The following is a 13,073-nucleotide window of genomic DNA, read 5'->3' as shown; positions in this document are numbered from 1 at the left end:
CTCCATTTTCAATGCGCACGATTGCTTTAATGAATTGGTTTGCAATTGGTCGAACAACGTGCGGTAGCGAGGATTAATTGAATGTCGATGCTGTCCAATCTTGAGCTGCTCCGGCGCGTCCCACTGTTCGCAGCCCTGACTCCCATGCAGGCTGCAAGCATCGCAGATGCGATCATCAAAAAACGCTTCAAGCGCGCGGAGATGGTGGTCGAGCAGGGCAAGAAATCAGATGCGCTGTACATCATCCTTACAGGACGAGCGCGTGTCATGAGTACCGACAGCCGGGGCCGCGAAGTCATTCTTGCCACCTTGCAACCCGGCGACTACATCGGCGAGATGAGCTTGATCGACGACGAGCCGCATTCGGCCACCGTCCGCACTGAAGTTCAGACCGACGTCCTCATGTTGGGCCGCGAAGCGTTCGCGCGCTGCCTGCCCGAGAACTCGTCCATGTCGTACAACATCATGCGCGGCCTGGTGCAACGCTTGCGGCACGCCGATCGCAAGATCGAGTCGCTCGCGTTGATGGATGTTTATGGGCGCGTCGCGCGCTCCCTGCTCGAGTTCGCAGTGGACGATGGCGCGGGTAACCTCAAAGTGCGTGACAAGATTTCCCGCCAGGACTTGGCCAAGATGGTGGGCGCATCGCGCGAGATGGTCAGCCGAGTCATGAAAGACCTCGAAGAGCGAGGCTTTGTCCAGACGCAGCCCGATGGCTCGATGATCGTTAAAGACCGGCTGCTGTCGCTGACCTGAGCGGCCATGCCGGCTGCGACTTCCGCAGACGGCTTGAAACGGGCATGGCGCCGCAGCGCGTTGCGCGCTTCTGACGGTGCCGTCGCTGACAACGCGACAGGCGCCTTTTTCGTTGTAGTGTTCATGCGGCCGTTGCCCGTTCTCCGTTGTCTGGAGTAGAGGGCTGGATGCCGCGTTTTTCATGACCTATTCGCTCAATACGCTTCAATCTTCTTCTCCCGGTGCCGACGCGCAGCCCGTGCGCCTGAAGGCGATGCGCTTCGCCCACGAAATCACGCTGATCGCGGGGTTCGTGGTGCTGCTGTTCTGGCTGCTCGCCATGTTGAGCTTCACCCCGTCCGATGCGGCCTGGTCGACGTCCGGCACGGGCGGTGACGTCAAGAACTGGGGAGGCCGACTCGGCGCGTGGATAGCCGATGGCAGCTACTTCCTGGCCGGCTATTCAGTTTGGTGGTGCCTTGCGGCGGGCCTGCGTGTCTGGCTGTCATCGTTGGCCGGCTGGCTGCGCGGAGGCGAAGTGTCGCCCGCCGAGGAGCCGGTGCGCGGTCGCTTCAACCGCAGCCGTATCGCGTTCTGGGCGGGGCTGGTGCTGCTTCTATGCGCCAGCGCCATGCTCGAATGGTCGCGCTTGTACCGTCTCGAATTTCGTTTGCCTGGTCATGGCGGCGGCATCCTCGGCTATCTCGTGGGGCCGGCGAGCGTCAAGTGGATGGGCTTTACCGGCTCGGCGCTGATCGCCATTGCCTGCGGCGTGATCGGTTCTGCGCTGGTGTTCCGATTTTCGTGGAGCCTGATCGCAGAACGCATCGGCTCGCGGGTGTATTCGCTGTTCGAATCGCGGCGCGAAAAGCGCGAGATTGCGGCCGACATTGCATTGGGCAAGAAGGCCGTCCGGGAGCGCGCGGAGGCCGATGAGTATCTGGCCTCGCGCGATGGCGATGGCGACGACGGCGAGATAGCTGACGACGAGATACGCATCGACCCGCCGCCGAGGCGCCGCGCGCCGTCGCCGCCGGTGCAGATCGAGCCGGCCATGAGCGATGTGCCCAAGAGCACGCGCGTCGTCAAAGAGCGCCAGAAGCCGCTCTTCAAGGAATTGCCCGACAGCAAGTTGCCGCAAGTCGATTTGCTCGATGCAGCGTTGGTGAGGCAGGAGACGGTTTCGCCCGACACGCTCGAAATGACCTCTCGCATGATCGAGAAGAAGTTGAAGGACTTCGGCGTTGAAGTGCGCGTGGTGCTGGCCTCGCCTGGACCTGTGATCACGCGCTACGAGATCGAACCGGCGACCGGCGTCAAGGGTTCGCAGATCGTCGGCCTGGCCAAAGACCTGGCGCGTTCGTTGTCGCTGGTGTCGATCCGGGTGGTCGAAACCATCCCCGGCAAGAACTTCATGGCGCTCGAGTTGCCGAACGCCAAGCGGCAGTCGATCAAGCTCAGCGAAATCCTGGGCTCGCAGATCTATCACGAGGGCAAGTCGATGCTCACGATGGGCCTCGGCAAGGACATCATCGGCAACCCGGTCGTCGCCGACCTTGCCAAGATGCCGCACGTGCTGGTGGCTGGCACGACCGGCTCGGGCAAGTCGGTCGGCATCAACGCGATGATCTTGTCGTTGCTCTACAAGGCCGAGGCGCGCGACGTTCGGCTCTTGATGATCGATCCCAAGATGCTCGAAATGTCGGTCTACGAAGGCATTCCGCACCTGCTGGCGCCGGTGGTCACCGACATGCGGCAGGCCGCTCACGGCCTCACCTGGTGCGTGGCCGAGATGGAGCGCCGGTACAAGCTCATGAGCAAGCTCGGGGTGCGCAATCTGGCCGGCTACAACGTCAAGATCGATGAGGCCAAGGCCCGCGAAGAGTTCATCTACAACCCGTTCAGCCTGACGCCGGACGATCCGGAGCCATTGCGCCGCGAGCCGCACATCGTGGTCGTCATCGACGAGCTGGCCGACCTGATGATGGTGGTCGGCAAGAAGATCGAGGAACTGATCGCGCGACTCGCGCAAAAGGCGCGCGCCGCAGGCATCCATTTGATTCTGGCAACGCAGCGTCCCAGCGTCGACGTTATTACCGGGCTTATCAAGGCCAACATTCCGACCCGGATTTCGTTTCAGGTGTCGAGCAAGATCGACTCGCGCACCATCCTCGACCAGATGGGCGCAGAAGCGCTGCTCGGAATGGGCGACATGCTCTATATGGCCAGCGGCACCGGACTGCCGGTTCGCGTTCATGGCGCCTACGTCAGCGATGAGGAAGTCCATCGCGTGGTCGCGTACCTCAAGTCGCAAGGCGAGCCCGACTACATCGAAGGCGTACTCGAAGGCGGTTCGGTCGACGGCGAAGACCTGTCTATGAGCGGCGATGCCAGCGCCGAAAAAGATCCGATGTACGACCAGGCGGTCGAGGTCGTGCTCAAAAACCGAAAGGCCAGCATTTCGCTGGTGCAGCGCCACTTGAAGATCGGCTACAACCGCGCGGCGCGGCTGGTCGAAGACATGGAAAAGGCCGGCCTGGTCAGCTCGATGAGCACCAATGGCCAGCGCGAAATTCTGGTGCCGGCGCGCGCCGAGTGAACCTAACGGACGATTGATGAAAAAGCTCTTTGCGACACTGTTGATAGCAACTGCCACATTCGGTGCATGTGGCAGCGCATGGGCCGGCGGCATGGAAAGCCTTGAGTCATTTGTGAAGACCGTGAAAAGCGGCCGCGCCGATTTCACGCAGACCGTGACCGCGCCGCCGCGCGACGTCCAGCCGGGGCGCGTCAAGACGTCGACCGGCACCTTCGAGTTCCAGCGGCCTGGCAAATTCAAGTTCGACTACAAAAAGCCGTTTGCGCAGACCATCGTCGCCGACGGCAAGACGCTGTCGCTGTTCGATGTCGATCTCAACCAGGTCACGCAGCGCCCACAGGCGCAGGCCCTTGGGTCGACGCCCGCCGCACTGATTGCGGCCGCTCCCGACTTGCGCGCACTGCAGACCGACTTCGCGCTCGAAGGCGCGCCGGAGCGCGATGGCCTGCAGTGGGTCAAGGCAACCCCGAAGAGCAAGGACGGCCAGCTCCAGAGCGTGCAGATCGGGTTTCAGGGTGACGCGTTGGCGGCGCTCGAAATCCTCGACAGCTTCGGCCAGCGATCGGTATTGAAGTTCAGCAAGGTCGAGGTCAATCCGACGCTGCCGGCAGGCACCTTCGAATTCAAGACGCCTGCGGGCGCCGATGTTTTGAAGCAATAGCCTCCGCGGTCGCGGTCGGCATCGCAAAATGTCTCCATGGCCGTCAAATCCCAAGCCACTGCAGCGACATCACACCAACCACTGGCCGAGCGCCTGAGACCGAAGACGCTGGGCGAGGTCATCGGCCAGCAGCACCTGCTCGGACCGGGCATGGCACTGCGCATCGCGTTCGAGTCGGGCCAGCCGCACTCCTGCATCCTCTGGGGACCGCCCGGCACCGGCAAGACGACCATCGCCCGTTTGATGGCGGATTCGTTCGATGCGCAGTTCTTGAGTATCAGCGCGGTGCTCGGCGGCGTGAAAGACATTCGCGATGCGGTCGATCGGGCGACAGTTGCGCGCGATGGGCTGGAGCAACGCCGCACCATCGTGTTCGTCGACGAAGTGCATCGGTTCAACAAGAGCCAGCAAGACGCCTTCTTGCCGCACGTCGAGTCAGGCCTGTTCACCTTCATCGGCGCGACGACCGAGAACCCTTCCTTCGAGGTGAACTCGGCGTTGCTTTCGCGGGCTGCGGTGTACGTGCTGCAACCGCTGGGTGAGGACGACCTGAGACAGATCGTCACGCGCGCCCAGCAGATCAACGCGGTGCCGGCCATCGAAGGCGCTGCGATCGACCGGCTCGTTGCCTATGCAGACGGTGATGCGCGCCGCCTACTCAACACGCTCGAAACGCTGGCCGTTGCCGCAGGCGCCGAGAAGATCGAGCAGATCACCGACGACTGGTTGCTGCGCGTGCTGGGCGAGCGCATGCGGCGCTACGACAAGGGCGGCGAACAGTTCTACGACACCATCAGCGCGCTGCACAAATCGGTCCGAGGCAGCGACCCCGATGCCTCGCTCTACTGGTTCATGCGAATGCTCGATGGCGGCGCCGACCCGCGCTACATGGCGCGCCGCCTGGTGCGCATGGCCAGCGAAGACATCGGCCTGGCCGACCCGCGGGCTCTGCGGCTCGCGCTGGACGCAGCCGAAGTCTACGAGCGCCTTGGCACGCCGGAAGGCGAGCTCGCGCTGGCCGAATGCGTGATCTACCTGGCGATGGCGCCCAAGTCGAACGCGGTCTACAAGGCGTACAACGAGATCAAGGCCTTCATCAAGAACGACGGGACGAGGCCGGTGCCGATGCATCTGCGCAATGCACCGACCAAGCTCATGAAGGAGCTCGACTACGGCAAAGGTTATCGCTATGCGCACGACGAGGCCGACGGCTTTGCTGCCGGTGAGAGCTATCTGCCCGACGGCATGGCACCGCCGCCGTTTTATCGGCCTGTCGAACGGGGGCTGGAGATCCGTATTGCCGAGAAGCTGCGCGAGCTCCGCAAGAAAAACGACGACGCAAAAGACTGACTGGCAGCCGACCAAAGGAATGGTCTTTGCAACAGCGATCGACTGTGGGCACCACGCCCGACATCACCGCATGCGCAATCTGCAAAAGGCTGTGGTGAGCACACGCCACAGCGGGAAAACCCGTGCCCCGAATGCACCAAAGTAGCGTGCATGCGTGCCTACAATCCCGCCCACCTTGCCGCCAACCGATCGGGTCTGGCGGGAATTTTGCTAGGTAGCTGAACGGCGCCAATCCGGTGCGTAGGGACTCGTTATGGAAATATTGCTGCAGCAGATCATCAACGGTCTGGTTCTCGGCAGCATGTATGCCTTGATAGCCTTGGGCTACACCATGGTGTACGGCATCATCAACCTCATCAACTTTGCGCACGGCGAAGTGCTGATGGTCGGCGCGCTCACCAGCTGGAGCGTGATCCGCTTCATGCAGGAGTCGATGCCCGGCATGCCAGGCTGGCTCATGCTCATCATCGCGCTGATCTGCGCCTGCGTCGTCGCGGCCACGCTTAATTTCGTGATCGAGAAGCTGGCTTACCGGCGACTGCGAAACAGCCCGAAGCTGGCGCCGCTCATTACGGCTATCGGCATGTCGATCCTGCTGCAGACGCTGGCGATGATCATCTGGAAGCCGACCAACAAGCCTTATGCGACCTTGTTGCCCTCTGATTCCATCAATGTGGCCGGCGCGTCGATCTCGCCCACGCAAATCATGATCCTGGTCGTTACCGCTATTTCGTTGGCCGTGCTGACCTGGTTGGTCAACTACACCAAACTCGGCCGCGCGATGCGCGCCACCGCCGAGAACCCGCGCGTCGCGTCGCTCATGGGCATCCGCCCTGACGTGGTGATTTCAGCGACATTCGTCATCGGCGCTGTGCTCGCAGCCATCGCTGGCGTGATGCAAGCTTCCAACTACGGCATCGCCAACCACTCGATGGGTTTCTTGCCCGGCCTCAAGGCCTTCACCGCGGCGGTGTTCGGCGGCATCGGCAACCTGCCGGGCGCCGTGGTCGGCGGGTTGGTGCTGGGGTTGGTCGAAGTGATCGGGGCCGGTTACCTGGGCACGCTCACGGGCGATGTGCTGGGCAGCCAGCATGCCGACATCTTCGCGTTCGTGATCCTCATCATCACACTGACCGTGCGGCCATCCGGCTTGCTGGGCGAGCGCGTGGCAGACCGGGCTTAAGGAGTGAACACCATGCAAAAGAAAAAAAGCATCGTTCTCTTCATCCTTGCGGCCATTGCCCTCATCGTGCTGCCGCATATCCTGCAGCAGTTCGGCAATGCCTGGGTGCGCATCGCCGACACCGCTTTGCTCTATTGCCTGTTGGCGCTGGGCTTGAACATCGTGGTCGGTTACGCCGGTCTGCTCGACCTGGGCTATGTGGCCTTCTATGCGATCGGCGCGTACATGTACGCGTTGCTCAATTCCTCGCAGTTGACCGATAACTTTCCGGCCATCGCCGCGATGTTTCCGGGGGGGCTGCACACGCCGCTGCTGGTGGTGATTCCGCTGGCGCTGGGTCTGGCGGGAGTTTTTGGTGTGCTGCTCGGCGCGCCCACGCTCAAACTGCGCGGCGACTATCTGGCCATCGTGACGTTGGGCTTCGGTGAAATCATTCGTGTGTTCATGAACACGCTGGACCACCCGGCCAACATCACCAACGGCGCAAAAGGCATCGACGGGATCGATTCGGTGCATTTTTTCGGGCTCAATCTGGGCAAGCCTTTGACCATCGGTGGTTACACGATGTCTTCGGTCACGCTGTATTACTACCTGTTTCTGGTCTTCGTGCTGGTCACGCTCGTCATCTCGCACCGCTTGCAGAACTCGCGAGTCGGGCGTGGCTGGATGGCGATTCGGGAGGACGAAATCGCCGCCAAAGCGATGGGCATCAACACACGCAACATGAAGCTGCTGGCCTTCGGCATGGGCGCCAGCTTTGGCGGCGTGTCGGGTGCCATGTTCGCGTCGTTCCAAAGCGCCATCACGCCGGAGTCTTTCAATTTGAACGAGTCGGTGATGATCGTCGCGATGGTCGTGCTGGGTGGCATCGGCCATTTGCCGGGCGTGATCCTCGGCGCGGTATTGCTGGCGACGCTGCCCGAGGTGCTGCGCTACGTGGCGGGTCCGCTCCAGGCGCTGACCGACGGCCGGCTCGATGCATCCATCCTGCGCCAGCTCTTTATCGCGCTTGCCATGATCATCATCATGCTGGTGCGGCCGCGTGGCTTGTGGCCATCGCCAGACCACGGCAAGTCGCTCGCTTCGGCCAAGGGCAGCCCGGTGCCGATCGATGGATCGATCCAGCAGCACGGCTCGGGCCTCGAGGCACCATCCGATGAAGTGCCCGGCGGTGCCGCGCGTCCGATGTCGATCAATCCTTGAACGAGCCAGCACATGACTGAAACCATTCTCGAGGTGCGCGGCATCTCCAAACGTTTCGGCGGCTTGCAGGCGCTGTCGGACGTGGGCATCACCATCAAGCAGGGCCAGGTGTACGGCCTGATCGGTCCCAACGGCGCCGGCAAGACGACCTTCTTCAACGTGATTACCGGGCTCTACACGCCAGACAGCGGCAGCTTCGAATTGGGCGGCAAGCCGTACCAACCCACAGCGGTGCATGAAGTGGCGCAAGCCGGCATCGCACGCACTTTTCAGAACATCCGCCTTTTTGCTGAAATGACGGCCCTCGAGAACGTGATGGTCGGGCGCCATGTGCGCACCCACTCGGGCGTCTTCGGCGCGATCTTTCGCACGAGCAGTTTCAAGAGGGAGGAAGCGGCGATTGCCAAACGCGCGATGGAACTGCTCGAGTACGTCGGTGTTGGCAAGTACGCGGACTTCAAGGCGCGCACCCTGAGCTATGGCGACCAGCGCCGGCTCGAAATCGCGCGTGCTCTGGCGACAGACCCGAAACTCATCGCGCTCGACGAACCTGCTGCCGGCATGAACGCGACCGAGAAGCTGCAGTTGCGCGAACTCATCGATCGCATTCGCAAGGACAACCGCACGGTGCTCATCATCGAACACGACGTGAAGCTCATCATGGGTTTGTGCGACCGCGTGACGGTGCTCGACTACGGCAAACAAATCGCCGAAGGCGTGCCCGCCGACGTACAGAAAAACGAAAAGGTGATCGAGGCTTACCTCGGCACCGGAGGACATTGACATGGCCCAGACACTACTCAAGGTCAGCGGCCTGAAAGTCGCGTACGGCGGCATTCAGGCCGTCAAGGGCATCGACTTCGAAGTGCTGGAGGGCGAGCTCGTTTCGTTGATCGGCTCCAACGGCGCCGGCAAGACGACAACGATGAAGGCCATCACCGGCACCTTGCCGCACCTCGGCGGCACCATCGAATTCCTGGGCAAGAACATCAAGGGCCGCGGCGCCTGGGATCTCGTCAAGGAGGGCCTGGTCATGGTGCCCGAGGGCCGTGGCGTGTTCACGCGCATGACGATCACCGAGAACCTGCAGATCGGCGCTTACATTCGCACGGACAAGGTCGAGATCGGCAACGACATCGATCGCGTTTTCACGACGTTCCCCCGCTTGAAGGAGCGCGCGACGCAACTGGCCGGCACCATGTCGGGTGGGGAGCAGCAGATGCTCGCGATGGGCCGTGCACTGATGGCGCGACCCAAGGTGTTGCTGCTCGACGAACCCACGATGGGCTTGTCGCCGATCATGTGCGACAAGATCTTCGAGGTCGTGCAAACGGTGGCGTCGCAGGGCGTGACCATCTTGCTCGTCGAGCAGAACGCCAACCGCGCGCTGCAACTCGCCGACCGTGGCTATGTGATGGAGTCGGGGCTGATCTCCATGTTCGGCGATGCCAAGGTGATGCTCAGCGACCCGAAAGTCCGGGCCGCCTATCTTGGGGAATAGTCGGCGAGTAACCGCTCAATCCACCTTGGCGCCGGTGGCCTTGACGACCTTTTCGTACTTGGCCATTTCGCTCTTCATGAGCGCGCCGAACTGATCCGGCGTCGTCGGGACGGGTTCGGCCATCAACGACGCAAATCGGGTCTTCGTTTCCGGCGCGTTGAGCGCATCGACGAAGGCCTTGTTGAGCTTCGCGATCACGTCTGGCGGCGTACCGGCTGGCGCCACCAAGCCCCACCACGTATCGACCGAAAAGCCCTTGAGCGTGTCGGCCACCGGCGGCACTTCGGGCAGCGACGGGCTGCGTTGCAACGTCGTCACGGCGATCGCCTTCAGCTTGCCGGACCGGATGTTCGGCGCTGCGGTCGCAAGGTTGTCGAAGTTGAAATCGACCTGGCCTGAGACCAGCGCTAGCTGGGCCGGGCTGCCGCCGTTGTAAGGGATGTGTACCGCGAAGATGCCGGCCTCCTTCTTGAACAACTCGCCCGCCAGATGGCCGGCGCTGCCGTTGCCGCCGCTCCCGTAGTTGAGCTTGGCGGGGTTGGCCTTGGCGTAGCGAATCAGGTCGGCCACCGTGTTGATCTTCAGGCGCTCCGCGGCCGCCGCGTTCATCACCAGCACATTGGGCACGCGGACCATCTGCGTGATGGGTGCGAAGTCGGTCGCCGAGTTGAACGGCATCTTGCTGTAAAGCCACGGGTTGACAGCGTTGGTTGCCGTCGCCGCGATGCCGATCGTCAGCCCGTCCGGTGGCGCTTTGGCGACGATGTCGGCACCGATGTTCCCGCCCGCACCGGGCTTGTTGTCGATGATGACCGGGCCGAGCACATCCTTGACGCGTTCGGCCAGGATGCGGGCTGTAACGTCGATCGGGCCACCGGCTGCGTAGGGCACGACGAGGCGAATCGGGCGGCTGTTCGATTGCGCCTGCGCTGGCGCTTGGATCACGGCAGCGCTGAGCGCCAGTAAGACAAGAAAGGTGCGTTTGTTCATAGCGATGGCGTCAGGGAATTGCCTTGTCCGCCTCTGACGTGAAGGCGTCTGCGAAGAACTCCTCTTCGGGCAGTCCACCCAGCGCCATGTAATCGCGCTTGGCCGAGTCCACCACGATGGGCGCGCCACAGGCGTACACCTGATAGCCCGAAAGGTCTGCGAAGTCCTCGAGCACGGCCTGATGCACGAAGCCGGTTCGACCGGTCCAGTTGTCATCGGGCACGGCGTTGGAGATGACAGGCACGTAGCGCAGGTTGGGCATTCCGGCGAGCTGTGCCCGCACCCATTCGTCCATGTACAAATCCTCGGGCCGGCGGCCGCCCCAGTACAAGATCGCAGCGCGGTCGATGGCCTTGAATTTCATATGCTCCAGCAGTGCCTTGATTGGCGCAAAACCTGTACCCGAGGCGAGCATCACGATCGGTTTGTCCGAGTCTTCGCGCAAAAAGAAGCTGCCGTACGGGCCTTCGATGCGAAGAATCTCTTTCTCTTTCATCGCGCCGAACACGTGGTCGGTGAACTTGCCGCCGGGCAAGTGCCGAATGTGCAGTTCGATGCCGGTGCCTGGCTCAGCCAACGTATGCGGCGCGTTGGCCATCGAATAGCTCCGCCGCGCGCCATCACGCAGGATGAACTCGACGTACTGGCCGGCATGAAACTGCAGCGGCTCGCCGGCTGGCAACTGCAGGCGCAGCATCACGACGTCGTGCGATTTCTTGACCAGGGCCGCCACGCGCGCCGGCATCTTGCGGATCGGGAAAGCGCCGGCCTCGGTCACCTGGCGCGACTCGAGGACGACGTCGCTCTGCGGGCGCGCGCAGCAGGTCAGCACGTAGCCGGCAAGTTCTTCTTCGGCGCTCAGCGCCTTGCTTTGATGCGTCCCGAGCGTGACTTCGCCGGACAGTTTCTTGCACTTGCACGAGCCGCAGGCGCCGTCCTTGCAGCCGTAGGGCAGGCCGATGCCCTGGCGGATGCCTGCCGCGAGGATGGTTTCGTCGGGTTGCACGACAAAGCTTCTGCCGCTCGGTTCGATGCTGATGGAAAAGCCCGCTTCGTGCGGCGCGGCGCTGGTCATGGGTATTCTTCGGTCAATCTCTGGAAGGGACACGGATTTTGCCTTCAATCAACAGTCCCATTGGCGCGCGGCCTGCGCGCTTTCGGCGAGCAAGGGTACTCATCGTCGGCTGCGGCGATATCGGGATGCGCGCCGCACTTGCCTTGCGCGGCCGGGTGCAGCTGGTCGCGCTGACTTCTTCGCCCGACAGGGTGCCCGCATTGCGCGCAGCCGGGATCACGCCGCTGGTCGCCAATCTCGATGTGCCGAGCTCGCTGGGGCGTCTTGCCGGCATCGCGACGCGCGTGCTGCATCTGGCGCCACCGGCCAACGTCGCGGGCACTGGATGGTGGCGTGACGCTCGCACCGTCGCGCTCGCGCGAGCACTGCGCCTGCGCTCGTTGCCCGACGCACTCGTCTACGGCTCGACCAGCGGCGTCTACGGCGATTGCGGTGGTGCGCTGGTGGATGAGACGCGCGCGGCAAGCCCGCACACGCCCCGCGCGCACCGCCGCGTCGATGCCGAGCGTTCGGTGCGATGGCTGGGCCGCGCCGGCGTGGCAGTGCGTATCCTGCGCATCCCCGGCATCTACGCGCCTGACCGCGAAGGCGGCACGCCGCGCGAGCGTCTCCGCAAAGGCACGCCTGTGTTGCGCAGTGAAGACGACGTCTATACCAATCACATCCATGCCGACGACCTGGCGCGGGCCTGCGTGGTGGCGCTGTGGCGTGGCGGCACGCAGCGCGTGTTCAATGCCAGTGACGACAGTGACATCAAGATGGGTGACTACGTCGACCTGGCGGCCGATCTCTACGGCTTGCCCCGGCCCAGACGCATCGCGCGTGAGCAGGCGGGAGCCGAGTTGCCGCTGTCGCTGCTCAGCTTCATGGGCGAATCGCGCCGGCTCGACAACACGCGCATGAAACGCGAGTTGCGCGTGCGGCTGCTGTATCCGACTGTGGCAACCGGCTTGCAGCCGCCAAAAACTCAGTCGTTGCCTTAGCCGTTGCCTCCGCGGTTGCCTCTGCCGTTACCGGCCATCAGGTCAGACGCGGCGTTGCCGCAGCTAGTGGCTGCCGCCCAGATACGCGGCCTTCACCGCGGGGTCGTCGCGCAACTTGGCGGCCGGACCATGCACCGAGATGCGGCCGTTCTCCAGCACGTAGCCGTAGTCGGCCACCTTGAGCGCGGCGGCCGCGAACTGTTCGACCAGCAGCATCGTCACGCCCTCGCTTTTCAGCCGCGCGATGATGCGGAACACCTCTTCGACCAGGATCGGCGCGAGACCCATCGACGGCTCGTCGAGCAGCACGACTTCAGGGTTCAGCATGATCGCGCGCGCCATCGCCAGCATCTGCTGCTCGCCACCCGACAGGGTGCCCGCAAGCTGCATGCGTCGCTCTTTCAAACGCGGGAACAGCTCCAGCGCACGCTCCAGATCGCCCGCCACGTCGCCACGCGGGCGGCTGCCGGTGAGGCGCGGAAATGCGCCCAGGGTCAGGTTGTCGGTCACGGTCATTGTGGCGAACACGCGCCGGCCCTCAGGCGAATGCGCCAGGCCGAGTTTGGCGATGTGATAGCTCTCCAGCCCGTCGATGCGCTTGCCGTGAAGCGTGATCTCACCGGCAGTCGGCGCGATCATTCCCGAAACTGCCCGCATGGTCGTGGTCTTGCCGGCGCCGTTGGAGCCGATCAGCGTCACGACCTTGCCCTTGGGCACCTCGATCGTCACGCCGTGCAGCACTTGCACTTTGCCGTAACCGGCGAACAGATTGTTGATGGTCAGCATAGTGTGT

The 13,073-nt window shown here is 63.1% G+C and carries 12 protein-coding genes; 9 read left to right on the top strand and 3 right to left on the bottom strand.

Annotated elements, in window-relative coordinates; translation table 11 throughout:
- Window positions 1-81: 81 nt before the first annotated feature.
- The 8 genes from H7F36_RS00415 to H7F36_RS00380 all read left to right on the top strand — a co-directional run bounded on the left by H7F36_RS00415 (window position 82) and on the right by H7F36_RS00380 (window position 9,232).
- The gene (locus H7F36_RS00415; RefSeq protein WP_187052830.1) at window positions 82-756 is read left to right on the top strand and encodes a Crp/Fnr family transcriptional regulator; all 675 of its coding nucleotides are present in this window, start codon (window positions 82-84) and stop codon (window positions 754-756) included.
- A 181-nt stretch (window positions 757-937) separates the two neighbouring features.
- A complete protein-coding gene (locus H7F36_RS00410; protein ID WP_187052829.1) occupies window positions 938-3,334 on the top strand; it encodes a DNA translocase FtsK in 2,397 nt (798 codons plus the stop codon).
- Window positions 3,335-3,350: 16 nt separating this feature from the next.
- Entirely contained in the window at window positions 3,351-3,995 is a 645-nt protein-coding gene (gene lolA / locus H7F36_RS00405; RefSeq protein WP_187052828.1) for an outer membrane lipoprotein chaperone LolA, read from the top strand.
- A 36-nt stretch (window positions 3,996-4,031) separates the two neighbouring features.
- The gene (locus tag H7F36_RS00400) at window positions 4,032-5,345 is read left to right on the top strand and encodes a replication-associated recombination protein A (protein WP_187052827.1); all 1,314 of its coding nucleotides are present in this window, start codon (window positions 4,032-4,034) and stop codon (window positions 5,343-5,345) included.
- A gap of 253 nt (window positions 5,346-5,598) precedes the next feature.
- Window positions 5,599-6,528, top strand: a complete 930-nt coding sequence (locus H7F36_RS00395; RefSeq protein WP_187052826.1) for a branched-chain amino acid ABC transporter permease — start codon at window positions 5,599-5,601, stop codon at window positions 6,526-6,528.
- A 12-nt stretch (window positions 6,529-6,540) separates the two neighbouring features.
- Window positions 6,541-7,731: a branched-chain amino acid ABC transporter permease gene (locus H7F36_RS00390; protein ID WP_187052825.1), complete on the top strand. Its 1,191-nt coding sequence runs from the start codon at window positions 6,541-6,543 to the stop codon at window positions 7,729-7,731.
- Between the two features lie 12 nt (window positions 7,732-7,743).
- Window positions 7,744-8,514, top strand: coding sequence for an ABC transporter ATP-binding protein (locus H7F36_RS00385; RefSeq protein ID WP_187052824.1), 771 nt, complete (start codon window positions 7,744-7,746; stop codon window positions 8,512-8,514).
- Between the two features lies 1 nt (window position 8,515).
- Window positions 8,516-9,232, top strand: coding sequence for an ABC transporter ATP-binding protein (locus H7F36_RS00380; protein WP_187052823.1), 717 nt, complete (start codon window positions 8,516-8,518; stop codon window positions 9,230-9,232).
- 15 nt (window positions 9,233-9,247) lie between these two features.
- On the opposite strand, the gene H7F36_RS00375 is transcribed toward H7F36_RS00380, so the two are convergent.
- Both H7F36_RS00375 and H7F36_RS00370 read right to left on the bottom strand, forming a co-directional pair.
- Window positions 9,248-10,222 carry a Bug family tripartite tricarboxylate transporter substrate binding protein gene (locus H7F36_RS00375; protein WP_187052822.1) on the bottom strand — a complete coding sequence of 325 codons (975 nt, stop codon included), beginning with the start codon at window positions 10,220-10,222 and terminating at the stop codon, window positions 9,248-9,250.
- 10 nt (window positions 10,223-10,232) lie between these two features.
- On the bottom strand, window positions 10,233-11,297 hold the full coding sequence (locus tag H7F36_RS00370) for a CDP-6-deoxy-delta-3,4-glucoseen reductase (protein ID WP_187054728.1): 1,065 nt from the start codon (window positions 11,295-11,297) through the stop codon (window positions 10,233-10,235).
- A 38-nt stretch (window positions 11,298-11,335) separates the two neighbouring features.
- Here H7F36_RS00370 and H7F36_RS00365 point away from each other — a divergent pair, with 38 nt between their 5' ends.
- Window positions 11,336-12,280: an SDR family oxidoreductase gene (locus tag H7F36_RS00365; RefSeq protein ID WP_187052821.1), complete on the top strand. Its 945-nt coding sequence runs from the start codon at window positions 11,336-11,338 to the stop codon at window positions 12,278-12,280.
- 63 nt (window positions 12,281-12,343) lie between these two features.
- On the opposite strand, the gene H7F36_RS00360 is transcribed toward H7F36_RS00365, so the two are convergent.
- The gene (locus H7F36_RS00360; RefSeq protein ID WP_187052820.1) at window positions 12,344-13,066 is read right to left on the bottom strand and encodes an ABC transporter ATP-binding protein; all 723 of its coding nucleotides are present in this window, start codon (window positions 13,064-13,066) and stop codon (window positions 12,344-12,346) included.
- Between the last annotated feature and the right edge of the window lie 7 nt (window positions 13,067-13,073).

The organism is Variovorax sp. PAMC28562, from assembly GCF_014303735.1.
In the GTDB taxonomy this organism is placed as follows: domain Bacteria; phylum Pseudomonadota; class Gammaproteobacteria; order Burkholderiales; family Burkholderiaceae_C; genus Variovorax.
This window is presented reverse-complemented; position numbering and strand designations above follow the sequence as displayed.

Bases quoted from the DNA above. Each gene is read 5' to 3' on its own strand.
- H7F36_RS00395 (WP_187052826.1), top strand. From the start codon at position 5,599: ATGGAAATATTGCTGCAGCAGATCATCAACGGTCTGGTTCTCGGCAGC.
- H7F36_RS00375 (WP_187052822.1), bottom strand. From the start codon at position 10,222: ATGAACAAACGCACCTTTCTTGTCTTACTGGCGCTCAGCGCTGCCGTG.
- H7F36_RS00415 (WP_187052830.1), top strand. From the start codon at position 82: ATGTCGATGCTGTCCAATCTTGAGCTGCTCCGGCGCGTCCCACTGTTC.
- H7F36_RS00360 (WP_187052820.1), bottom strand. From the start codon at position 13,066: ATGCTGACCATCAACAATCTGTTCGCCGGTTACGGCAAAGTGCAAGTG.
- H7F36_RS00380 (WP_187052823.1), top strand. From the start codon at position 8,516: ATGGCCCAGACACTACTCAAGGTCAGCGGCCTGAAAGTCGCGTACGGC.
- H7F36_RS00390 (WP_187052825.1), top strand. From the start codon at position 6,541: ATGCAAAAGAAAAAAAGCATCGTTCTCTTCATCCTTGCGGCCATTGCC.
- H7F36_RS00370 (WP_187054728.1), bottom strand. From the start codon at position 11,297: ATGACCAGCGCCGCGCCGCACGAAGCGGGCTTTTCCATCAGCATCGAA.
- H7F36_RS00400 (WP_187052827.1), top strand. From the start codon at position 4,032: ATGGCCGTCAAATCCCAAGCCACTGCAGCGACATCACACCAACCACTG.
- H7F36_RS00410 (WP_187052829.1), top strand. From the start codon at position 938: ATGACCTATTCGCTCAATACGCTTCAATCTTCTTCTCCCGGTGCCGAC.
- H7F36_RS00385 (WP_187052824.1), top strand. From the start codon at position 7,744: ATGACTGAAACCATTCTCGAGGTGCGCGGCATCTCCAAACGTTTCGGC.
- lolA (WP_187052828.1), top strand. From the start codon at position 3,351: ATGAAAAAGCTCTTTGCGACACTGTTGATAGCAACTGCCACATTCGGT.